General features: G+C 65.4%; 22 protein-coding genes. 13 read left to right on the forward strand and 9 right to left on the reverse strand.

Annotation, left to right across the window (positions count from 1 at the left end; all coding sequences use genetic code 11):
- The first annotated feature begins 37 nt into the window (after positions 1-37).
- Genes G6P88_RS08340 through tatC form a run of 3 tightly spaced genes read left to right on the forward strand, consistent with a single transcriptional unit; the run spans position 38 to position 1,509 of the window.
- The gene (locus G6P88_RS08340) at positions 38-295 is read left to right on the forward strand and encodes a twin-arginine translocase TatA/TatE family subunit (RefSeq protein ID WP_165322738.1); all 258 of its coding nucleotides are present in this window, start codon (positions 38-40) and stop codon (positions 293-295) included.
- Positions 296-325: 30 nt separating this feature from the next.
- Positions 326-751: a Sec-independent protein translocase protein TatB gene (gene tatB / locus G6P88_RS08345; protein WP_165322739.1), complete on the forward strand. Its 426-nt coding sequence runs from the start codon at positions 326-328 to the stop codon at positions 749-751.
- The gene (gene tatC, locus G6P88_RS08350; RefSeq protein ID WP_165322740.1) at positions 748-1,509 is read left to right on the forward strand and encodes a twin-arginine translocase subunit TatC; all 762 of its coding nucleotides are present in this window, start codon (positions 748-750) and stop codon (positions 1,507-1,509) included. Before tatB ends, tatC begins: the two co-directional genes overlap by 4 nt.
- 45 nt (positions 1,510-1,554) lie before the next feature.
- On the opposite strand, the gene G6P88_RS08355 is transcribed toward tatC, so the two are convergent.
- The 3 genes from G6P88_RS08355 to G6P88_RS08365 all read right to left on the reverse strand — a co-directional run bounded on the left by G6P88_RS08355 (position 1,555) and on the right by G6P88_RS08365 (position 3,781).
- Positions 1,555-1,695, reverse strand: coding sequence for an entericidin A/B family lipoprotein (locus tag G6P88_RS08355; RefSeq protein WP_165322741.1), 141 nt, complete (start codon positions 1,693-1,695; stop codon positions 1,555-1,557).
- A gap of 273 nt (positions 1,696-1,968) precedes the next feature.
- Complete coding sequence (locus G6P88_RS08360) at positions 1,969-3,513, reverse strand: sensor histidine kinase (RefSeq protein ID WP_226946780.1); 1,545 nt, start codon at positions 3,511-3,513, stop codon at positions 1,969-1,971.
- 61 nt (positions 3,514-3,574) lie between these two features.
- Positions 3,575-3,781: a NepR family anti-sigma factor gene (locus G6P88_RS08365; RefSeq protein WP_165322742.1), complete on the reverse strand. Its 207-nt coding sequence runs from the start codon at positions 3,779-3,781 to the stop codon at positions 3,575-3,577.
- Positions 3,782-4,056: 275 nt separating this feature from the next.
- Between G6P88_RS08365 and G6P88_RS08370 the strand changes: the two genes are divergently transcribed.
- The 4 genes from G6P88_RS08370 (at position 4,057) to G6P88_RS08385 (ending at position 9,484) form a co-directional block, all read left to right on the forward strand.
- Entirely contained in the window at positions 4,057-4,857 is an 801-nt protein-coding gene (locus G6P88_RS08370; RefSeq protein WP_165322743.1) for a response regulator, read from the forward strand.
- 161 nt (positions 4,858-5,018) lie between these two features.
- Positions 5,019-5,648, forward strand: coding sequence for a sigma-70 family RNA polymerase sigma factor (locus G6P88_RS08375; RefSeq protein ID WP_226946823.1), 630 nt, complete (start codon positions 5,019-5,021; stop codon positions 5,646-5,648).
- 363 nt (positions 5,649-6,011) lie between these two features.
- On the forward strand, positions 6,012-8,702 hold the full coding sequence (locus G6P88_RS08380) for a bifunctional [glutamine synthetase] adenylyltransferase/[glutamine synthetase]-adenylyl-L-tyrosine phosphorylase (protein WP_165322745.1): 2,691 nt from the start codon (positions 6,012-6,014) through the stop codon (positions 8,700-8,702).
- 320 nt (positions 8,703-9,022) lie between these two features.
- Positions 9,023-9,484, forward strand: a complete 462-nt coding sequence (locus tag G6P88_RS08385) for a peroxiredoxin (protein ID WP_165322746.1) — start codon at positions 9,023-9,025, stop codon at positions 9,482-9,484.
- Between the two features lie 5 nt (positions 9,485-9,489).
- Here the strand turns inward: G6P88_RS08385 and G6P88_RS08390 are convergent, their stop codons facing one another.
- The 4 genes from G6P88_RS08390 to G6P88_RS08405 form a co-directional block, all read right to left on the reverse strand.
- Positions 9,490-10,557: a PepSY-associated TM helix domain-containing protein gene (locus G6P88_RS08390; RefSeq protein ID WP_165325038.1), complete on the reverse strand. Its 1,068-nt coding sequence runs from the start codon at positions 10,555-10,557 to the stop codon at positions 9,490-9,492.
- Complete coding sequence (locus G6P88_RS08395) at positions 10,554-12,716, reverse strand: TonB-dependent receptor (RefSeq protein WP_165322747.1); 2,163 nt, start codon at positions 12,714-12,716, stop codon at positions 10,554-10,556. The genes G6P88_RS08390 and G6P88_RS08395 overlap by 4 nt, the downstream gene beginning before the upstream one ends.
- A 70-nt stretch (positions 12,717-12,786) precedes the next feature.
- On the reverse strand, positions 12,787-13,260 hold the full coding sequence (locus tag G6P88_RS08400; protein WP_165322748.1) for an RNA pyrophosphohydrolase: 474 nt from the start codon (positions 13,258-13,260) through the stop codon (positions 12,787-12,789).
- Positions 13,257-14,207, reverse strand: a complete 951-nt coding sequence (locus G6P88_RS08405) for an alpha/beta hydrolase (RefSeq protein WP_165322749.1) — start codon at positions 14,205-14,207, stop codon at positions 13,257-13,259. Before G6P88_RS08405 ends, G6P88_RS08400 begins: the two co-directional genes overlap by 4 nt.
- A gap of 35 nt (positions 14,208-14,242) precedes the next feature.
- On the opposite strand from G6P88_RS08405, the gene G6P88_RS08410 reads away from it, so the two are divergent.
- From G6P88_RS08410 to G6P88_RS08435, 6 genes are all read left to right on the forward strand, one after another.
- Positions 14,243-15,157 carry a histone deacetylase family protein gene (locus tag G6P88_RS08410; protein WP_165322750.1) on the forward strand — a complete coding sequence of 305 codons (915 nt, stop codon included), beginning with the start codon at positions 14,243-14,245 and terminating at the stop codon, positions 15,155-15,157.
- Positions 15,154-15,984 (forward strand): ferritin-like domain-containing protein, encoded by an 831-nt coding sequence (locus G6P88_RS08415; protein ID WP_165322751.1) that lies wholly within the window; start codon positions 15,154-15,156, stop codon positions 15,982-15,984. The genes G6P88_RS08410 and G6P88_RS08415 overlap by 4 nt, the downstream gene beginning before the upstream one ends.
- Positions 15,985-16,195: 211 nt before the next feature.
- Positions 16,196-16,750, forward strand: coding sequence for a M23 family metallopeptidase (locus tag G6P88_RS08420; RefSeq protein WP_226946781.1), 555 nt, complete (start codon positions 16,196-16,198; stop codon positions 16,748-16,750).
- Between the two features lie 73 nt (positions 16,751-16,823).
- The gene (gene erpA, locus G6P88_RS08425) at positions 16,824-17,159 is read left to right on the forward strand and encodes an iron-sulfur cluster insertion protein ErpA (protein WP_165322753.1); all 336 of its coding nucleotides are present in this window, start codon (positions 16,824-16,826) and stop codon (positions 17,157-17,159) included.
- A gap of 69 nt (positions 17,160-17,228) precedes the next feature.
- On the forward strand, positions 17,229-18,005 hold the full coding sequence (gene xth / locus G6P88_RS08430; RefSeq protein ID WP_165322754.1) for an exodeoxyribonuclease III: 777 nt from the start codon (positions 17,229-17,231) through the stop codon (positions 18,003-18,005).
- 84 nt (positions 18,006-18,089) lie between these two features.
- A complete protein-coding gene (locus G6P88_RS08435; RefSeq protein ID WP_165322755.1) occupies positions 18,090-18,827 on the forward strand; it encodes a hypothetical protein in 738 nt (245 codons plus the stop codon).
- A gap of 4 nt (positions 18,828-18,831) precedes the next feature.
- Here the strand turns inward: G6P88_RS08435 and G6P88_RS08440 are convergent, their stop codons facing one another.
- Together G6P88_RS08440 and G6P88_RS08445 are read right to left on the reverse strand one after the other, a co-directional pair.
- Complete coding sequence (locus G6P88_RS08440; protein WP_165322756.1) at positions 18,832-19,128, reverse strand: DUF1244 domain-containing protein; 297 nt, start codon at positions 19,126-19,128, stop codon at positions 18,832-18,834.
- 23 nt (positions 19,129-19,151) lie between these two features.
- Positions 19,152-19,784: a LysE family translocator gene (locus G6P88_RS08445; protein WP_165322757.1), complete on the reverse strand. Its 633-nt coding sequence runs from the start codon at positions 19,782-19,784 to the stop codon at positions 19,152-19,154.

The following is a 19,784-nucleotide window of genomic DNA, read 5'->3' on the forward strand; positions in this document are numbered from 1 at the left end:
GCAGGGCTTAAATGGAGGCTATTCTAGGAGATTTTCCATGGGCGGTTTCGGCATTTGGCATTGGCTCGTCGTCGGCATTGTAGTGCTTTTGCTCTTCGGCAAGGGTCGCTTCTCCGACATGATGGGCGACGTCGCCAAGGGCATAAAGAGCTTCAAGAAGGGGATGTCGGAGGAAGATGAGACGACTCCGCCGGCCCCGGCACGCCCCGCACCCCGCCTGCAGCAGCAGCCCCCGCTCGAGCCCACCGCGGAGGCCAAGCTCCAGCCGATGCAGGACGACAGGCCGAACAACTGATAGCGACCTGATCCTCGCCGATCGTCCGTCATGCTGGACATAGCACCAACGGAGCTGCTGCTCGTCGCCGTCGTCGCGCTCGTCGTCATAGGCCCCAAGGATCTGCCGAAGGCGATGCGCGTCGTCGGGCAGTGGATCGCGCGTGCGCGCGGCGTGGCCCGCCATTTCCGTTCGGGCATCGACGAGATGATCCGCCAGTCCGAGCTGGAGGAGATGGAAAAGAAATGGGCCGCGGAGAATGAGCGGATCATGCGTGAGCATCCGCCGCAGGCTTCTCAGCATACCGACCAGCAGCCCTCGTCGCACGATGACGGCATGATCCCCGTCGGATCGCAGCCAGCCCTGCTCGCCGAGTCCTCGGAGGGCGCCACGGCCCTGCCCGATCCCGACGTCACCCAATCCGCTTCCAAGGGTGAGGACTTTCCCGCGTCCGCCCCACAGCCACGGCAGACATGACCGACCTGGACGATACACGCGCGCCGCTTCTCGATCATCTGCTCGAACTGCGGCGGCGGCTGCTCATGTCGCTCGCCGCGCTGGGCCTCTGTTTCGGCGTGTGCCTCTATTTCGCGCGGCCGATCTTCGCCTTTCTGGTCCAGCCGCTGCTGCGCGCCGGACAGGGAAAGCTGATCTACACCCAGATCTTCGAAGCCTTCTTCGTCGAGATCAAGGTCGCGTTCTTTGCCGCGATGATGCTGGCCTTCCCGATCATCGCCAACCAGATCTGGCAGTTCGTGGCGCCGGGGCTGTACCGCAACGAGAAGCGGGCGCTGCTCCCCTTCATTTTCGCGACCCCCGTGCTGTTCACCGCCGGGGCCGCATTGGCCTATTATGTCGCCATTCCGGTGGCTCTGCATTTCCTGCTCGGCTTCCAGGGCAATCTGGGCGGTGTCCAGCAGGAGGCGCTGCCCGGGGTCGGCAACTACCTGTCCTTCGTGATGCAGTTCCTGTTCGGCTTTGGGATTTCCTTCCTGCTGCCCGTCCTGATCATGCTTCTGGAGCGGGCCGGCGTGGTCAGCCGGAAGCAACTTGTCGCTGCCCGCCGCTATGCGATCGTCGGCGCCTTCGCGATCGCGGCGGTACTCACCCCCCCAGACGTCGGGTCGCAGCTGTTGCTCGCGATCCCGCTGGTGCTCCTCTACGAACTCGGCCTCATCGGAATCTGGCTGACCGAGCGCCGTCGCGAAAAACAAAAGGAGCCCGAGACGGCCTGACCGTCCCGAGCTCCTTCTTTCTGTTTCGACGCTGGTCGAACGACGTTACTTGACGTCGTTCGCCGCATCCGAGACGGCGCGACCGGCCGAAGAAACGTCCTGGCCGGCACCTTCGACGGTGTTGCAGGCGGTGACCGAGAACAGCGACAGGCCGGCGAAGGCGAGGACGATAGTGCGCTTCAACATGGCAACCCTCTTTCGAAAAAACTGGGCCTCCCATTTTGGGAAGCTCGATTGAACAATGCACTAGCCGCCGACTGGTTCCGCCTGTGAAACAGCGAAACCAACTCAACTATTTGCGATTTATAGATAAAATGGGGGCCCGGTCACGTACGGGGGGATAAGTGACCGGGCCCTTTGTTGGTTTGGATAGCGGGAGCGGGGGGGCAAAGCATCGCTATCCGAATTAAAGAACGCCCTACCGTTTACCCGGTTCCCGCAGGCTGCATTTTTTTTCGCTCAGGCTTGGGCCGCAATCTCTATCTCGAAACGGCCAGCGTCGCGGTCCTCGATCAGCGGCGCCCTGAACTGCCGGGCGATGCCGGTCACGACCCGCTCGAAGCGTACGATCGCGGGATAGGCGGCGATTGCGCCCGGCTCCATGCCGAAGGTCTCGATGCGCAGCCGAGCCCGACCGGGCGCTTCGGCAGGCTCGAGCGATATGAGCACCGATCCGCGAGGATTGCAGTGCATCATCAGTTCGATGACCTCGGTGATCAGGAAGGCCGCCGGAACGGCGACATCCTGCGTCACGTAGAGGTCGACCATATTGAGCGCGATCGGCATGCCGGCCGCTGCCGCGGGGGCGGAGCCACGAAGCGAAGCCGCCAGTTCTCCCGCGAGCGCGCGCATGGCGAGGCCGCGATTCTCCTCGAGCTCGGCATAGTGATTGCGGTGGACGACCGCGAGCGCGTCGACACGCCGCTGTATCGCCCCGTAAGCGGCGGCTACATCGCCCTCGGCGCCACGGGCGTGCAGATTGATGAGGCTGGAGACCACCTGGAGGTTGTTCTTGACCCGGTGATGGACCTCCCGCGTCAGCCGGGTCTGGCGCGCCAGCCCTTCCTCCAGTTCGGTTTCATGCTTCTGGATGCGCGCGGTGACCGATGCGAAGCTGTCGGCAAGGTCGCGAATTTCGTGACTGGGCGTGGTGATGCGCGGCAGCGGAAAGGTGCCGCGCGATCCTTCCCAGGTCTCGATCGAGCGCTTGATCTGGGCGAGCGGCGACAGGAGCAGCCTGTTGATGATGTACCAGCCGGCAAAGGCCGCGGCGGCCCACATCAGCAGAGGAAGCAGGACCAGAAGGAGCGTCCGCGCACCGGTCGAAGCCGGGGCGAACTCGGCAACGAGCGCCAGCCGGCCATCGCTGACGGGAAGCGAGATGACCAGCGGCGCGCCGTCGCCTGCCTGCGATTCCCCGGCGAAAATCTCGACCTCGGAGTCGCCCTGGCGCAGCGTCAGCCGGATCGGGCGAATGCCGACATCCTCCGCCACGTCGCGCCGAACGTCCTCGATGGGAACATCGGCCTCCGCAAGCAGGCTGCCGTCATCGCGCGCCGCGGTCAGCCGGAAAGTCTTGCTCGCCTGGTCGAGCCAGACATGATCGACCATCGGGTGGCTGGCCGCGACCTGTTCGATGGCGGCGCCGTGCGACTGGCACAGCTTACGTCCCGATTCGTCGAACAGCGCGATCGGCGGCCGCGAGGGCGCGGCGACGGCCTGACGAGCAAGCGCGCTGCAGAGATAGGGAACGTCCTGAATGCTCGCCGCCGGCAGCCGCACCGCATCGAGGCCCCGGTTTATCCGGGCCTCGATCTGCGAAACGTAGAGGGCGGCGGCCGTCTGGGCGGCAGCGCGGCGCTCGGCCGAGGCCGAGCGGGCCATATCGAGCGAGGTGAGCAGCGCGATGAGGCCCAGCGGAAGCATTGCCGCCGACATGATGATCAGCATCTTCGTGCCGCTGGGCAGCCGCGCGAAAGACAACCGGTTGGGAAAACCCACCATCAAAAGCCTCCCCGACCCCTGAGGCGGATCCGCAGGGGAACGGAAGGTTTAAGGGACATGGTCAGTTCAACTTGTTCAACAGATCCAGGAATTCGTTTGGAATCGGCTCGTCCACGGCCTGCGAATAGACGGAACGCAGAGCATCGCCCACGTTCGCATCGCGGGGAGATTCCTCCCGTCGCCGCTGCGTGGACTTGCTTCCACTCTTGTCGCCCTCGGGCGTCCCTGAACTTTCCTTTGCCAACCGGCTTTGGCCCCTGACCTGCATGTGGTTGTCCAATGCTCTCCCACGCAACGGTGCCGATGGACTCCGCCCCGCCTGGATCGATCCGGACACGTATCATTTTCCCGATGGTGGTAAAATGTACGCGTCGCCGATGAAACAAAAAACTCCGACGATTGTTCCCTAGCCCGAGCGCCTCTTTTTTTCAGGTTCAAATTTGAGGCGGCGGGTGTCTTCCGCGTTACCGGTGGGGCTGCTACCTTTCCCGACGGTACGATGGTGGTCAGCCGCTTTCATATCTTCAGGGAGTGTTGATACACATGTCGCTCGGTCAGAAAATCGCCCCGCACCTGCCGTTCCTTCGTCGTTACGCCCGCGCCCTGACCGGCAGCCAGCAGCATGGCGACACCTATGTCCGCGCCACGCTGGAAGCGATCGTCGCCGCACCGGAGGATTTCCCCAAGGACGTGGACGTTCGCGTCGGCCTGTACCGCACTTTCCAGGCTATCTGGAATTCCGCGCATTATGACGAGTTCGCAGAATCCGCAGTGGATACCGATGTCGAACGCGAGGCTATCGCCAATGCGCGCCTGAGTCGCATCACCCCGCTGTCGCGGCAGGCGCTTCTGCTCACGGCCATGGAAGGCTTCACCGTTCAGGATGCCGCCTATCTGATCGAGACCTCGCCCGAAGAGGTCGACGCGCTCGTCGCCGAGGCCATCGCGGAGATCGACCGCCAGACCCAGACCGACGTGCTGATCATCGAAGACGAGCCGATCATCGCGATGGATCTGGAAACGATCGTTCGCGATCTCGGCCACAATGTCAGCGGCGTCGCCGTGACCCGCGACGAGGCGGTCGCCCAGGCCCATGCCCAGCGCCCCGGCCTCGTGCTTGCTGACATCCAGCTGGCCGACGACAGCTCGGGCATCGACGCGGTCAAGGACATCCTGGCCGAGTTCAGCGTGCCGGTCATCTTCATCACCGCCTTCCCCGAGCGGCTGCTGACCGGCGAGCGTCCAGAACCAACTTTCTTGATCACCAAGCCCTTCCAGCGCTCCACCGTAAAGGCCGCGATCAGCCAGGCGCTCTTCTTCAACGCCGCAACGATCGAGGCTTGAGGTTAGAGGTTTCGGCTCCGTTTCGATTGGAACCGACTTGCCGCTGCGTCGTTGGTGCGGCGTGGCGGTGACGGTGAAGTTCCCGCCGAAGAGATGGGGAGCCGATGGCTGTACTGGCGAAAGTAGCGGCTTATCCGAAGCCGAGCGGGGTAGCTGACGACATGGACGACGAAGACAATCTTCTCGAAACCAGCGAGCCGGTGCCCCATGCGGCGCTTTCCGACGAGGAGTTCAAGATCGAGCTGGCGCGGGTCATCCCGCATCTGCGCGCCTTTGGCCGCTCACTGTCGGGCAACCGCGATCTCGCCGACGATCTGGTGCAGGAAACGCTGATGAAGGCCTGGGCTGCCCGGGCGCGTTTTCAGGCAGGCACGAACATGCGCGCCTGGACGTTCATCATCCTGCGCAACCTTTTCCTCTCGCAGATGCGCCGTGCGCGCTTTCGCGGCGAATGGGACGAGAATGCGGCCGCCAAGATTCTCTCGGCACCCGCCTCCCAGGATCGCCACATCGAACTCGCGGACATGCAGCGTGCGCTGCTCCACCTGCCCCAGCCGCAGCGCGAAGCGCTGATTCTGGTCGGAGCGGGCGGCTTCTCCTACGAAGAGGCTGCGGATATCTGCGGCTGTGCGGTCGGTACGATAAAGAGCCGCGTGGCCCGTGGCCGTACCGCGCTCGAACAGTTGCTCGATCATGGCCAGTTGCCCTCGCGGCGCGACCACCACACCGATCCTGCAACCTCGACGCTCGAACAGATCATGGCGGACGTAGACCAGTTGAGTCGCGACTGACCGGCCTGACACCTATGGCGGTGAGGCTGCTGGCCTGGCGCCCGGCAAAATGTCCTGTTCTCGAGAAATGTTGAAAAGAGCCCCCTGTCCCATCCGGACTGGGGGCTTTTTTACGACCCGTCGAGCTTGCCCAACAGGCGGCGCATATCGTCCGGCAGCCCACAGCTGGCCGAATCAAATGCGGTGCGCAGTGCGTTGCCCAGCCCCTCATACCGCTGCGGCGGTTGAACGATGCGTCCCCGGCTGAACCGGGCCATCGTTGCTGGGTCGGAGGAGGGACGCTTTTCCATAAATCAGATAACGCATTGAACCGCGCAAGTTTCCGGATGTTGCACTACCGTTCAAATACCCTATCCATCGGCGATGGACCCACGATCCCGGCATGAGAAGCTGGACGACGCCCTGCGGAGAGTTGGAGACCATTCCCCCTTCCTCGCGGGCCTCGTCAAAAGACATCCCGACATCGTCCAGCGGCTTCATGCCGCCGGACTTTCCGACACGATCGCATCGGGCCTAGACGAGGCGCGAGGGGAAGATGTGGGGCGCATGCTGCGCGTCCAGCGGCAGATCGTGTCGCTGGCGACAGGTCTGGCCGATCTGGCAGGCATCGCTTCGTTCGAGGAGGTGGTGTCGCAGCTCTCCGCCTTCGCAGACCATGCGCTCGACCTCGCCATCCGCTCGGCCATTCTTGAGCGGGCGCCAGGGGAGGAGCCACGGGGAATGGCGGCGCTGGCACTCGGCAAACACGGCAGCCGCGAACTCAACTATTCGTCCGACATCGACCCGATCCTGATCTTCGATCCGGGCACACTGCCCCATCGCACACGCGAGGAGCCGGTCGAGGCGGCGGTCCGGATCACGCGCCGCGTGCTGGAACTGCTGCAGAACCGCGATGCCGACGGCTATGTCTTCCGCGTCGATCTACGCTTGCGCCCTTCACCCGAGGCCTCTCCCCTCGCCCTGCCGATCGACGCCGCGCTGAGCTATTATGAGTCGGCCGCGCTGCCATGGGAAAGGGCTGCCTTCATCCGCGCCAGGGCTGCCGCAGGCGATGTCGCGCTGGGGACCGAATTTCTGGAGGCCATTCGGCCCTTTGTTTGGCGCCGGTCGCTCGATTTCGGAGCGGTGCAGGAAATCCGCCAGATCTCCCGCCGGATTCGCGACCATTTCGCGCAGAGCCAGATGCTCGGCCCGGGCTATGACCTGAAGCGCGGACGGGGCGGCATCCGCGAAATCGAGTTTTTCGCGCAGATCCACCAATTGATTCACGGCGGACGCGAACCCGCGCTGCGGGCCCCGGCGACGCTGGATGCGCTGCAGGCGCTGGGCGAGGCAGGGCGGATCGATCCGCAGACCGCACGCGATCTGGCATTGGCCTATCGGCTCTATCGCACGATCGAGCATCGGCTTCAGATGGTGGACGACCTGCAGACCCACCGCCTGCCAAAGGATGCGGACGCCCTGACCAATGTCGCCCGGCTGCACGGCCTGAGCGACGGCGACGCGCTCGTCGATCTTCTCCAGCCGCATGTCGAGCGCGTGGGGGCCGTCTATGATGGGCTCGACGGCGACGCGGAAGAGCGAATGCCTATGGAGGCCGAGAAGCTCGAGGCCGCACTGGCCGAGGCTGGTTTCGACGACCCCGCCGCAGCGCGGCTGCGTATCGAGACGATGCGCGAGGGCAAGAGCCGTTCGCTGCGCACCGGCGTCGCGCAACAGGCGCTGGAGGCGATGCTGCCGACCCTCGTCAGGGCGCTCGGCAAGGCGCCCGCGCCGCAGGAGGCGCTGAGCCGCTTCGAGGATCTGGTCGCAGGCCTGCCGAGCGCGATCAACCTCTTCCGCCTGCTGCAGGCGCGGCCAGCACTGGCGCGCGCGCTCATAGACGTTCTCAGCCACGCGCCCACCTTGTCGCAGGCGCTGGGTCGCCGACCCGCCCTGCTCGATGGGCTGATCGACGCAACCGCCCTGGAACCGCCGCCCTCGGTCGAGGTGCTGGTCGCCGAACTCGCCCATGGCGAGCGCTCGGAGAATTACGAACTGCTGCTCGACAGGGTGCGTCAGATGGTGGGGGAGCGGCGCTTCGCCCTCGGCGTGCAGCTGATCGAAGCGGCCTCCGACCCGATCGAGGTCGGACATGGCTATGCGCGGGTAGCGGAAGCGGCGCTCGACGTGCTCGCACGCGCGACGGTGGCGGAGTTCGAGGCGGCCCATGGCAAGGTGCCGGGCGGTGAACTGATCGTGATCGCTCTGGGCCGACTGGGCGGAGGCGCCCTCACCCACGCGTCCGACCTCGATATCGTCTATCTGTTCAGCGGCGACATCATGACCGAGTCCGATGGTGCCCGCCCGCTGGGCGCCACCACCTATTTCAACCGGCTGGCCCAGCGCGTCTCGGCGGCGCTTTCGGTCTCGACCGCGGCCGGCCCCCTGTACGAGGTCGATACGCGGCTGCGGCCATCGGGGACTCAGGGGCCTCTGGCGGTGTCGATCGAGAGTTTCGAGCGCTATCAGCGGGAGAGCGCCTGGACCTGGGAGCATATGGCGCTCACCCGCGCCCGGCCCCTCTTCGGCTCGCCCCCCGCGCGCGGCGCCGTGCAGAGGATTATCGACGATATCCTTCAGCAGGAGCGGGACGATAGCTCGCTGACCGCCGATGTCGTCAAGATGCGGGGCGATATCGCGCGGCACAAGCCGCCATCGAGCGCCTTCGATGTCAAACTCGTCGAAGGCGGCCTGGTCGACTGCGAGTTCACTGTCCACCTGCTTCAATTGCGGCACCGGCGCGGCCTCAGCCCCCGGCTCCGCGTGGCGATGCGGGCACTGGCCGAAGACGGCCTGATCGATCCCGCGCTGATCGGCGCGCATGAATTGCTGACGCGATTGCTGGTGACGCAGCGGCTCGTCTCTCCCGCCTCGGCCGAGCCGCCGCCAGCGTCGCGCGATCTGGTCGCGCGCAGCTGCGGAGAGCCCGACTGGCCCGCCTTGGTTAAAGGCTATGAAAGCGCGAAGATGCTGGTCCGCAGCGAATGGATAAGGGCGGCCGGCATCGCATGATGCCCGGAAATCCGGGGCTCGAGCTCGCCTCGCTCAGCCGAAAGAATAATCAGGGTTTCCCGATTTTAACCAGTCTGATCGACGCTCGCTTAAAGACTGGCTGCTATTCCAGGCAGCATCAAGTGTGCGTAGCGTAAGCGTAAGTGGACCGGTGGTCGTATTCACCGAAGGGCGCCCCAGCGTAACGGGGCGCCCCCAGTCCCCCCGCCGTGCCGGGTCCTGCCGGAGGGCGACGCCCTGGATGTTGCCGTTGTCCGCTGGGGAAGGTTGAAACCTCCCGCCCTGCCGTCCTAAGGACGATAAGAACAGGGAGACAGGCGATGCTCAACGAAGGCGACAAGGCACCGGACGTGACGCTCGAACTGCCGGACGGCAGCAGCACGAGCATAGCGGCGGAAGCCGGCAAGACGCTGGTCCTCTATTTTTACCCCAAGGACGATACGCCGGGCTGCACCACCGAGGCGCAGGCCTTCTCCGCTCTTGCCGACGATTTCGCGGCGGCCGGCGCATCGGTGATCGGCGTATCCAAGGACAATGCCGCGCGCCATGCCAAGTTCATTGGCAAGCATGGCCTCAAGCTGCGGCTGGCGTCGGACAATGACGGTAGTGTCTGCGAGGCCTATGGCACCTGGATCGAGAAGACCCTCTATGGCCGCGCCTATATGGGCATCGACCGCGCCACCTTCCTGATCGACAAGGACGGCCGGATCGCCCGCATCTGGCGTAAGGTGAAGGTCAAGGGCCATGCCGAAGAGGTATTGGCCGCCGCGCAGGCGCTCTGACGGACTCAGACCCGGCGCTGCGCTATCGTCCGACGCCGGGCATACCAGAAGCTCCAGGTGGTGAAGCCGCCGAGCAGGGCGAGCGCGAGACCGGAGATGGTCATCGCGATCCTCCAGCCGAGCCCGCCGACCTTTGCCGCGTGTAGCGGGTAGAAGAGGTTGAATGCCTTCGCCTGCCAGCCCAGGGCACGCGCGTCACGGGCGGCGACCAGCGCACCGCTGTCCGCCGCGAACCACAGGGTCGACCGGCCATTGGGCAGCCACTCCTCCGGCTGACGCATCCTCACCGTGATCAGCCCACTGCCCTTGCGGGGTAGCGAGACGAGGCGAAGCTCGGCATCCGGAAACCGGCGGTGGGCAGTGGCGACGATCGCCCGCCAGCCGATCTGCTCGGACAAGGCCGCTTTGCTGCCCGCCGGCGGTTTCAGCGCACCTTGGATCGCAGCCGGCGCGCCGGGCCCCAGGGTCAGGGCGGCGAACGGTCGGAAGACGAGCACCGCGCCGGTGTAGAAGGACAGCAGCAGCAGCGGCGCGACGAGGATGCCGAGATCGCGGTGGTGGCGAAGGACGGCAGGCCGGGTCATCCGCGCCGGCCACAGCCGAAAAACGAAGGTCTTTCGTGTCCGCCACCAGAGGGTGACGCCCGAGATCACGAAGAACAGGCCAGCCGCGCCCGCGATGCCGATGACCGTTTCGCCGACATCACCCGCCAGCAGATGATGATGAAGATCGAACAGCCAGAGCTCTGGCCGTTCCCACTGGCTCGACCAGCGGGTGACGATCGCGCCGCTCTGATCCGCATAGGCACCAGATCCGCCCTTGCCCGACAGCCTGACCAGGCCCAGCGTATCGCTGGCGAACAGGATGCTCTGCGGGCGCGACGCGGGGTCGGCCATCAATCGCGCCGTCAGTTCGCCGAGGGCCACCGGATCGGCGACCCGCGCGTCGCCGGCATGGGGCAGCCCGATCCACGCGTCGCGGTGGACGAGGACCGCGCCCGACAGGCCGAGGATGAGCAGCAGGATGCCGAGCACCCCGCCGATCCAGCGGTGAAGCTGATCGATCAGCCTCAGAACCGGTAATCCCAGGTCAGCGTGAAGTTGCGGCCCCGCCCGGCGAAATAGAAGAAATTGTCGGTCGCCCGCTGGGTGTCGCTCGCATAGTCGATATATTGCTCGTCGAGCAGGTTCTGGACCGAGAAGGTGAAGCCACCGATCCCCGTCTGATAACGGATGCTCGCATCGGTCAGGTTGTAGCCGCCGAAATCGTTGCGCCGATCCAGCGTGATCTCGCTGCTCTTGAATGTCCGGCTCAGATAGAAATTGCTCTGGAGACGCGCCGAAATGGCGCCGCGCTGGTAGATCGCCGCGAGGTTGACGCGATCGGGCGAGATATTGGCGCCGTCGAGGTCGGTTCCAACCTTGCCGTCCGCAACCGCACTCGCGTCATAGCGGCCCTTCAGCTGCGCATAGCCGACCGACAGCTTCAGCCCCTTGACCGGCATCTGCACGCCCGCGTTGATCTCGAGCCCTTCGATCTCGACGCGCTGGCGCAGCACGTTGAAGATGCCGTCAGCGTTGGCGACGAGGATCTGGCCCTGCTTGCTGCTCGACCAGAAATAGGTGACGCTGGCGTCGAGCGGGCCGCGCTTCACCTCGAGACCGACCTCACGGTTGTTCGAAATGACGGGCGTGATGTCTAGGAAATTATCAAGGTCGACGCCCGGCTTCCCGATCGCCCGCGTGATCCGGCCGATGTCCGCGACGGTGAACCCCTCGGCATAGCTCGCATAAGCGCGGATGCCTTGCCACGGCTCCACCACGACACCCCCATTGAGCAGGACGTCGTCGAAGCTCGGCGTACCGCCCGACACCGCGACGCCACCGACCGGCGTCGTTGTCGACGCCAGCGTGACATAATCGTCGATCTTGATCCGGACATTCTCCCAGCGCGCGCCGGCGGCCAGCCGCACCCTCTTGTCGAACAGCGCCAGATTGGCCTGGGCAAAGGGTGCCAGACTCCGGAAGTCGGTCGGCGGGACCCAGGTACGGCCCGTGGCGATCAGGCGCTGCTCGGTCTCGTCGACCAGGGCGTCGAAGCCGAGCGTGGCGGTGAGCGCCTCGAAGCCCGGCATGGCCCGCTCATAGCTGAACTTGGCGCCCAGCTTGCGCGACCTGTTCTGCGACTGATCGAGCAGGGTGCCGACCGGTGCGATGCGCACGTCCTGGAAGGTCGCGATCGGTGCCGGTTCGCCGCCGAAGGTGTCGCGCGTGCGGTTGAAGAAGATCTGGCTGACGAAATTGCCGCCATGCAGGTCGGTGTCGGTGACCGACAGCGCGAGGCTTTCGGTACGGCTCTGCGCCGGATCGAGCGGCGGCGTGCCGCGCCGGGCGCTCGTGGGCAGGCCAGTGTTCCTGTTGCCCGCGACCGCGATGTAATCGCCATCGACCTTCAGTTCGTAGCGGCTGGCGATCAGGTCGATGCGCCCGGTATCGCCCAGCTGATAGCCGAAGCGACCGAACAGCGAAAAGCTACCCGAATCCTGCGTTTCGCCCTGGGTCAGGTTGATGCCTACGCGGCGCCCCTTGCCGTCGTAGAAGACGCCGCGCTTCTCATAGGCCGCGCCCACCGAAGCGTCGAAGCGGTCCTGCTTGTACTGGACCAGGCCGGCGGCCTTCCCGCCGATCCCATCCTTGGTGAAGCCGTCATCGGCATTGCCCTGCAACAGGACGCGACCGCTGACCCCTTCCCTCTCGGGTGCACCGACCGTCACCTGGTTGACGATCCCGCCGGTACCGCCAATGCCCTGCAGCGCGTTGGAACCGTAGATCAGCTCGACACGGTCGACGAAGAAGCCGTCGATCGTGAAGCCGTCACGGCTGCCGTCGCGCAGCGGGGTCGTCTGCGGAATGCCGTTGATCGCATAAAGCGGGCTGCGCCCACGGAGCGTCTCGCCCGCGCCCGACAGCTTCTGGCGCGTCGGAGAGAAGGAAGGCGTCAGGGTCGCAATCGCATCGGTGACCGATCCGGAAATCGCGATCTGCTGGTCGAGGTCCGCCTTGCCGACCACGTCGACGGTGAGCGGAAGCGCATTGGCAGGCAGCACGCTGCGCGCGGCCGTCACGACGATGTCGCCACTATCCCCCTCGCCTGCGCCCGGCGCGGTCTGGCCGAAGGCAGGAACGACAGCGACGAAGGCCACCGAGGCGGCCAGGCGGGACAGGTGACGCATAGGATTCCCCTTCGTTTCGGGGAGCCGCTAATGCGCTACCATCTCTAATGCAAGTGATTAGCAATAGAGCTTATGACAGATAGGAGCGGAAGGTCTCGACCACCCGGGCATAAAGATCGCGCTTGAAGGGGACGATCATGTCGACCAGATCGGCCGGATCCGCCCATTTCCACGCCCGGAATTCAGGCTCGGCCGTCTCGAGATTGACGTCGTCGTCCGTGCCGAGAAAGCGGGCGACGAACCAGTGCTGCGCCTGGCCCCGATATTTTCCGCCCCAGATCTTGCCGACCAGTTCGGGTGGCAGATCGTACAGCAGCTCCTCCGGCGCCTTTCCCAATATCTCGACGAGGCGGGGCGGGATGCCGGTTTCCTCCTCGAGCTCGCGCAGTGCGCCAGCCAGGGGATCTTCGCCCTTGTCGAGCCCCCCCTGGGGCATCTGCCAGGCCTCGGCGAGATTATCGATCCGTTGAGCCACGAACACCTGGTTGTCGGCGTTGAGCAGCATGATCGCGGCGGCAGGGCGGTAGGGCAGCGTCGGCTTCACGGACGATACTCCTCGATCAGGCTGCGGAAGGCCGCGAGCGAACCCTGGAGATCCTGCTCGGAGGACGGGATGCCCCGGCGCAGGGTGAGCCAGCCGTGGATATTGCCCCTCGCCTCCCTGTAGGTGACCGGCACGCCCGCCTCGATACAGGCGATCGCATAGGCGCGGGCCTGATCGAGCAAAGGATCGAGCGTCGCCCCAACCACCAGCGCCGGCGGCATGCCGCGCAGATCGCCGCGCCCGGGCGACGCACGCCAATGGTTGAAGTCGGGCGCATAATGCTCGTTGAACCAGCGCAGCGTGTCGAGCGTCAGCATGTAACCGGCGCCCAGCTTCTCGGTCGAAGGAAAGCGCTTGCGCAGGTCGACCGCCGGATAGAGCGGCCAAAGTGCGATCACGGGCAGCGCAGCCGGCTCATTGCGCAGTGCCATGGCGGTCACGATGGCGAGCGTCCCGCCGCCGCTGTCGCCGCAGAGCGCGAGCGAATCGAAGCGGCGGCCGAACAGCACGGCCTGCGCCGCGGCCCAGCGGGTCGCGATCTCGCAATCGTCGGGGCCGGCCGGCCAGGGATGCTCGGGGGCCAGCCGATAGTCGACCGACAGCACCGGCAGGTCGAGGCCTCTGGCGATGTCGGCAGCGGCGGCGTCGTAAAGATCCAGGTCCCCGAGCACGAAGCCGCCGCCATGATAGAAGATCACCAGCGGACCATCGTCGCGTTCGGCGCGCGGATCGTAGAAGCGCGCGGAAATGGTGCGGCCGTCATGCGTCGGGATCAGGAGATCCTCGCGGGTCGCAATCGGCGGGCTGTCGACATCGGCGATGTCGCGCAGACGCGCTGACATCATGCGGGCGGTCGGGGCATCGACCTCATGGGTCTTGGGACCGGGCCGACCGTTGATGTCGTCGAGAAAGGCGCGGACGTCGGGGCGGATGAATTCTTCGTTCATGGCTTTCCATCGGCAAAAGGCGCTAGCGTCGCAAGATGCTCCGCGTCGTCCATCACCCTGATTATGTCTCTCCGCCCGCTGCGGGAAGCCGTTTCAGCTTCGACAAATATCAACTGGTCATGATGGCTCTGCAGGACAGCGGGGTGGACATGGAGATTCATTGCCCGGAGCCGATGCCTCGGAACTGGATCGAGGCGCTGCACGACCCCGATTATGTCGATGATGTGCAAAGCTGTCGGGTGTCGGCAGCGATCGAACGGCGGATCGGTTTCCCCGTGACCGAGCATGTCTCCCGCCGCGCCTTTCTGGCACCGGGCGGCACATGGCTGGCGGCGATGCTGGCGCTGCGTCACGGGTTCGCGGCCAATGCCGCGGGCGGCAGCCATCACGCACAGGCGACGCACGGCGCTGGTTATTGCGTGTTCAACGACTTGGCGATCACCGCCAACCGGCTGATCGCCGAAGGCCATGCGGAGCGCGTCATGATTGTCGACCTCGACGTTCATCAGGGCGACGGCACCGCCCTGCTCCTCGACGACCGCCCCGACATCTTCACCTTCTCGATCCACTGTCAGAGCAATTTTCCGGCGCGCAAGGCCCGATCGGATTTCGACCTGGGCCTGCCCGACGGCACCGGCGACGCCGATTATCTGACGGCACTGGCGACGCACCTTGCCCCCGCGCTCGACACCCATGCGCCGGATATCATCCTCTATCAGGCGGGCGTGGATCCCCACCACGACGACCGCCTCGGCCGGCTCGCGCTGACCGACCAGGGCCTGGACCGGCGCGACCGGTTCGTGATGCGGGCAGCCTGCGAACGCGGCATTCCTCTCGCCAGCGCAATGGGCGGCGGTTATGGGGACGACCGGCGCGCAGTGGCCCGGCGACATGCCCGATCCATGCTGGCGCTGCACAAGCAGTTCATCGAAGGACCCCCGGCGGCGTGAGCAGCACCGACATTTCCGCAGCCTGCCGATCGGTCCTCGACCAGCCCTCCCCGCGCGCGAAGGTCAAGGCGGCACGCAAGGCTGCACGCGACTGGCGACTGAGCCGCCTGGCCCGAGGCTTCGATACGCCCATGCCGGATCAGCCTGCTCGCACCGGACGTCCTCCCCTTCTGCCGCCTTCACGCATGCCCAAGCGCGGGCGAGCCGGGTCTCCCCGCGCGCGCATCGCCATGCTCCATGCGCTGGCCCATATCGAATATGTCGCCATCGATCTTGCCTTCGATCTGGTCGGACGGTTCGGCGCCCATTTTCCAACCGCCTTTGTCGACGAATGGATGGCGGTCGGCGCCGAGGAGGCTATGCACTTCGCGCTGATCGAACGGCGGCTCAACGCCTATGGCGCATCCTATGGCGACCTGCCTGCGCATGACGGTCTATGGGAGGCCGCGGCGGCAACGGCGCACGATCCGATGGCCCGCCTGGCCGTCGTGCCGATGGTACTCGAGGCCCGGGGTCTCGACGTAACACCCTCGCTGATAAGCCGTTTCGACGCAGCAGGCGACGTCCGCTCGGCCCAGGTCATGCGCCGGATAGCCGAGGACGAGATCGACCATGTCGCGGCCGGGGTTCGCTGGTTCGCCTATCTCTGCGAGCGACAGCGATTCGATTGCGCAGTGCAGTGGAGCGACCTCGTCGGCCGGCATTTTCGCGGAATGGTTAAACCTCCGTTTAACGATTCGGCGCGCGAGCGAGCCGGTTTGACGAAAGCGATGATGGCTGGGGTTGCCGCATCCTGTGATCTCCAACACAAGGGCGGCGTCGCATGAGGGGGGGCAATTCCTGATAGCGGCGAAACAGGGTCGACCGGTTTCCCGGTTCGAGTCATCCGGTCGCGGGGGAATTATGCACCTAGTGGACAATGCCGTTCGTTTCGCACGCCGACTTGCCCGGGCTCTCAGCAGCGCACAAATCAAGACATTCGCCGCCGCACTTATCGTTACGACGTCGTTCCAGCCTGCGATGGCGCAGGATTCGGACATGTCTGAGAACGCACGTGCCGCTGCACAGTTCCAGGCGATCTTCCAGTCCTGGAAGAAGCTCGATGCGGTGAACGTCGGTGGAGCCGCGGGAGCGATCTCCATTCCGTCGATCCAGCCAATCGCCAATTTCACCTTCACCAGCGCCTTCGGCGTCCGCTCGGACCCGTTTCGCGGCGCCGCTGCGATGCACGCTGGCATCGACCTTGCCTCGCCCACCGGTACGCCGATTTACGCGACCGCCGACGGCGTCGTCGATCGCGCCGAGTGGTTCGGCGGCTATGGCAACATGGTCGAGATCGATCATGGCAAGGGTGTCGCCACCCGCTACGGCCATATGTCGCGCATCTCCGCACGTGACGGCCAGCGCGTGAAGCGTGGCGACCTCATCGGCTATGTCGGCTCGACCGGCCGCTCGACCGGCAGCCACCTTCATTATGAGGTCCGGATCGACGGCCGCGCCGTCAATCCCCTCCCCTTCCTGCAGTCGGCCAACTATCTGATGGCTGCTCGCGAGGAGAGCCAGGCGGTCGCTCTCGGCGGTCCCGAAGAATAAGATTTATCCCAATGAAGGGTAGAAGGGCTGCCGGCGATTGTCGGCGGCCTTTTTCGTGCCTATCTATGCAGCCATGGAAGCGATCACCGACATCGACATCACGCCGTCTGCTGCAGCGCGCGTAGCCGCAATCGCGACCAAGACCGGCAAGCCGCCGATCCTGCGCCTTGCGATCGATGGCGGCGGCTGTGCCGGCTTCCAATATAAGTTCGAGCTCGCGGATGCGCCGGCCGACGACGACATCATCGCGGTCCGCGATGGAGTATCGCTCGTGGTCGATCCGGTGAGCCTCGATCTCGTGCGCGGCGGCGCGGTCGATTATGTCGAGTCGCTGGGCGGCGCCGCCTTCCGCGTCACCAATCCGAACGCGGCATCCGGCTGCGGCTGCGGGTCGAGCTTCTCGATCTGACGCCGGCATGATCGCGCGCCCGTCGCGTCGACGGGTGACGGGACCGATGCGGCACGCTATCCCGTCGAAATGAAGATAGCGACGTTCAACATCAACGGGATCAAGGCCCGACTCCCCCGCCTGATCGAATGGCTCGAACAGAAGGCGCCGGATGTCGCGTGCCTTCAGGAGATCAAGACCTCCGACGAGACCTTTCCGATCGCCGAGATCGAAGCGGCAGGCTATGGCGCGATCTGGCACGGCCAGAAGGGCTTCAACGGGGTCGCCATCCTCGCGCGCGGCGCCCAGCCGGTCGAACGGCGCAAAGGCCTGCCCGACGATCCCGATCCGAGTCACAGCCGCTATATCGAAGCCGAGGTGGGTGGGGTCATCGTCGCCTCGATCTACCTGCCCAACGGCAACCCCGTGCCAGGGCCGAAATTCGACTATAAGCTGGCCTGGTTCGACCGACTGATCGACCATGCCGGCGCGCTCTGGGCGACCGAAAAGCCGGTGGTGCTGGCCGGGGACTACAACGTCATTCCCACGCCATCGACCGACGACGTCTTTTCCGAGCGGGCCATGGCGAACGACGCGCTCACCCAGCCCGAAAGCCGTGCGGCCTTCCGACGCCTTTGTGCCGCCGGCTGGACCGACGCGCTGCGCACCGTCCATCCACATGGGCCGGTCTATACCTTCTGGGATTATCAGGCGGGCGCCTGGCAGCGCGATGCCGGTTTCCGCATCGACCATCTCATGCTGAGCCCCGCCGCTGCGGACCGGCTGATCGACGCCGGGGTGCATAAGGATACGCGCGGGCTGGAAAAGGCGAGCGACCACGCTCCGACCTGGATCACGCTGCGATAGAGACAAGGCGCCAAGGTTCCTGCGCAACAATAACGTCTCCCCTATAGTATATCGACGAAGATAACAGGCACGGGGGACAGGGACATGGCGACCAGGGCGGGCAGCGCGCGCAGGCTAAGTGCGGAACGATGGTTCTTCGGCGGAACGGCGATCGCGATGGCCGGGTCGATCATCATCGGCTTCCTGCCCAGCTACTATCTGCGCGGGGTCGTCGATCCGGGCCACCCGATCCCCTCATTGACCCCGCTCGTCCATCTCCATGGCCTGATCTTCACGGCTTGGATGCTGCTCTATGTGGCGCAGGTGCTCCTGATATCGGCCGATCGCCGTGACCTGCACCGCCGGCTGGGGATGGCGAGCGTGGGTCTGCTCCCCGCGATGGTCGCGATCGCGCTTGTTTCCGCGCTATACCAGGTCGGCCGCGCATCGGGCCCGCCGATCGTCGCGCCGCTGAGCTGGCTGGCGATCCCCCTCATCAGCGTGCCCGTCTTCGCCGGGCTGATCGGGGCTGGGCTCACCAAGCGATGGGACGCTGCCAGCCACAAGCGCTACATGTTCCTGGCGATGCTCGAAATGACGAGCCCCGGCTTCGGCCGGTGGCCGTGGCCAGCCTTCGTGCCGGGCCCGGTGATCATCTTCGGGTTCAGCGACCTGTTCCTGCTCGCGCTGATCGGGTGGGACCTGAAGCGGCATGGCAGGCTGCATCGCGCGACGCTGATCGGCGGAGGGATCGTGCTCGCCTCGCAGGTGCTGCGCTTCGCGGTGTGGCAGACGGGGCCCTGGCTGAGCTTCGCCCGTTGGGCCGCCGGACTGGTCGCCTAGCAGCTCATCCGGCGCGGTTGCGCGCCACGCTGGCTTCCATCCGTGCGAGCTGCTCGGGCGTGGCGGCGGGTTGGCGCGCCTTCCAGTCCGCATAGGGCATGCCGTAGACGGCCTCGCGCACGCTGTCCTTGTCATGCTCGCCTGCGACCGCCTCTGTCAGCCAGTCCGACAGGCAGTTGCGGCAGAAGCCCGCCAGTCCCATGAGATCGATGTTCTGTGCATCGTCGCGATGTTGCAAATGCCGCACCAGCCGGCGGAACGCGGCAGCTGCGGCGCGGTCGTCGATATCGTCGATCGTCATTGTGATTCTCCCAAAAGCCTCTCCTAGCGCTGCCGCCACGCCAGTAGCGAGAGGCCGAACATGACGAACAACGCGCCGCTGGTGCGATTGACCCAGCGGTGCCATTCGGGGCGGCGGAGATGACGGGCCAGCGTCCGGCCGCCCGTGGCATAGGTCATGTACCAGCCGGTCTCGATAACGACGAAGGTCGCCAGCAGGATCGCGAATTGCGGCGCCTTGGGCAGGGTCGGGCTGACGAACTGCGGGAAGAAGGCCGCCGCGAAGATCAGCGCCTTTGGATTGCTGATACTGATGAGGAAGCCCGAGCGGAACAGCGTCGCCGCGCTTCGCGCTGCCCCCGTCGACAGCTCATCCGACAGGTCGACGGGTGGACTGTCGTCCCGCCAGCTCTTGATGCCGATCCACACGAGATAGGCGGCACCTGCCACCTTGATCAGGGTGAGAAGCTCGGGAAGTGCGGACAGCAGCGCGCTCATGCCCATCGCCGAAACGCCGAACAGAAGCAGCAAAGCGAGCATGCAGCCCGCCATGGTTGCGAAAGCCCGCACGAAACCATGCCGCATGCTTTGTGTCATGACGTGAAGCATGTTCGGTCCCGGCATGGCGGACACGAAGAAGGTCGCCACGACGAACACCCACCAGTTCTGCAACGACAC

Origin of the sequence: Rhizorhabdus phycosphaerae (assembly GCF_011044255.1) — a bacterium.
Lineage (GTDB): Bacteria > Pseudomonadota > Alphaproteobacteria > Sphingomonadales > Sphingomonadaceae > Rhizorhabdus > Rhizorhabdus phycosphaerae.

What these genes read in the sequence shown, in the direction of transcription:
- G6P88_RS08365 (WP_165322742.1), bottom strand. Translation starts at nt 3,781, where the DNA reads ATGCAGGTCAGGGGCCAAAGCCGGTTGGCAAAGGAAAGTTCAGGGACG.
- G6P88_RS08385 (WP_165322746.1), top strand. Translation starts at nt 9,023, where the DNA reads ATGCTCAACGAAGGCGACAAGGCACCGGACGTGACGCTCGAACTGCCG.
- G6P88_RS08380 (WP_165322745.1), top strand. Translation starts at nt 6,012, where the DNA reads ATGGACCCACGATCCCGGCATGAGAAGCTGGACGACGCCCTGCGGAGA.
- G6P88_RS08440 (WP_165322756.1), bottom strand. Translation starts at nt 19,128, where the DNA reads ATGACGATCGACGATATCGACGACCGCGCCGCAGCTGCCGCGTTCCGC.
- G6P88_RS08435 (WP_165322755.1), top strand. Translation starts at nt 18,090, where the DNA reads ATGGCGACCAGGGCGGGCAGCGCGCGCAGGCTAAGTGCGGAACGATGG.
- G6P88_RS08405 (WP_165322749.1), bottom strand. Translation starts at nt 14,207, where the DNA reads ATGAACGAAGAATTCATCCGCCCCGACGTCCGCGCCTTTCTCGACGAC.
- G6P88_RS08395 (WP_165322747.1), bottom strand. Translation starts at nt 12,716, where the DNA reads ATGCGTCACCTGTCCCGCCTGGCCGCCTCGGTGGCCTTCGTCGCTGTC.
- G6P88_RS08360 (WP_226946780.1), bottom strand. Translation starts at nt 3,513, where the DNA reads ATGGTGGGTTTTCCCAACCGGTTGTCTTTCGCGCGGCTGCCCAGCGGC.
- G6P88_RS08340 (WP_165322738.1), top strand. Translation starts at nt 38, where the DNA reads ATGGGCGGTTTCGGCATTTGGCATTGGCTCGTCGTCGGCATTGTAGTG.
- G6P88_RS08410 (WP_165322750.1), top strand. Translation starts at nt 14,243, where the DNA reads ATGCTCCGCGTCGTCCATCACCCTGATTATGTCTCTCCGCCCGCTGCG.
- G6P88_RS08355 (WP_165322741.1), bottom strand. Translation starts at nt 1,695, where the DNA reads ATGTTGAAGCGCACTATCGTCCTCGCCTTCGCCGGCCTGTCGCTGTTC.
- G6P88_RS08375 (WP_226946823.1), top strand. Translation starts at nt 5,019, where the DNA reads ATGGACGACGAAGACAATCTTCTCGAAACCAGCGAGCCGGTGCCCCAT.
- xth (WP_165322754.1), top strand. Translation starts at nt 17,229, where the DNA reads ATGAAGATAGCGACGTTCAACATCAACGGGATCAAGGCCCGACTCCCC.
- G6P88_RS08370 (WP_165322743.1), top strand. Translation starts at nt 4,057, where the DNA reads ATGTCGCTCGGTCAGAAAATCGCCCCGCACCTGCCGTTCCTTCGTCGT.
- tatC (WP_165322740.1), top strand. Translation starts at nt 748, where the DNA reads ATGACCGACCTGGACGATACACGCGCGCCGCTTCTCGATCATCTGCTC.
- erpA (WP_165322753.1), top strand. Translation starts at nt 16,824, where the DNA reads ATGGAAGCGATCACCGACATCGACATCACGCCGTCTGCTGCAGCGCGC.
- tatB (WP_165322739.1), top strand. Translation starts at nt 326, where the DNA reads ATGCTGGACATAGCACCAACGGAGCTGCTGCTCGTCGCCGTCGTCGCG.
- G6P88_RS08420 (WP_226946781.1), top strand. Translation starts at nt 16,196, where the DNA reads ATGTCTGAGAACGCACGTGCCGCTGCACAGTTCCAGGCGATCTTCCAG.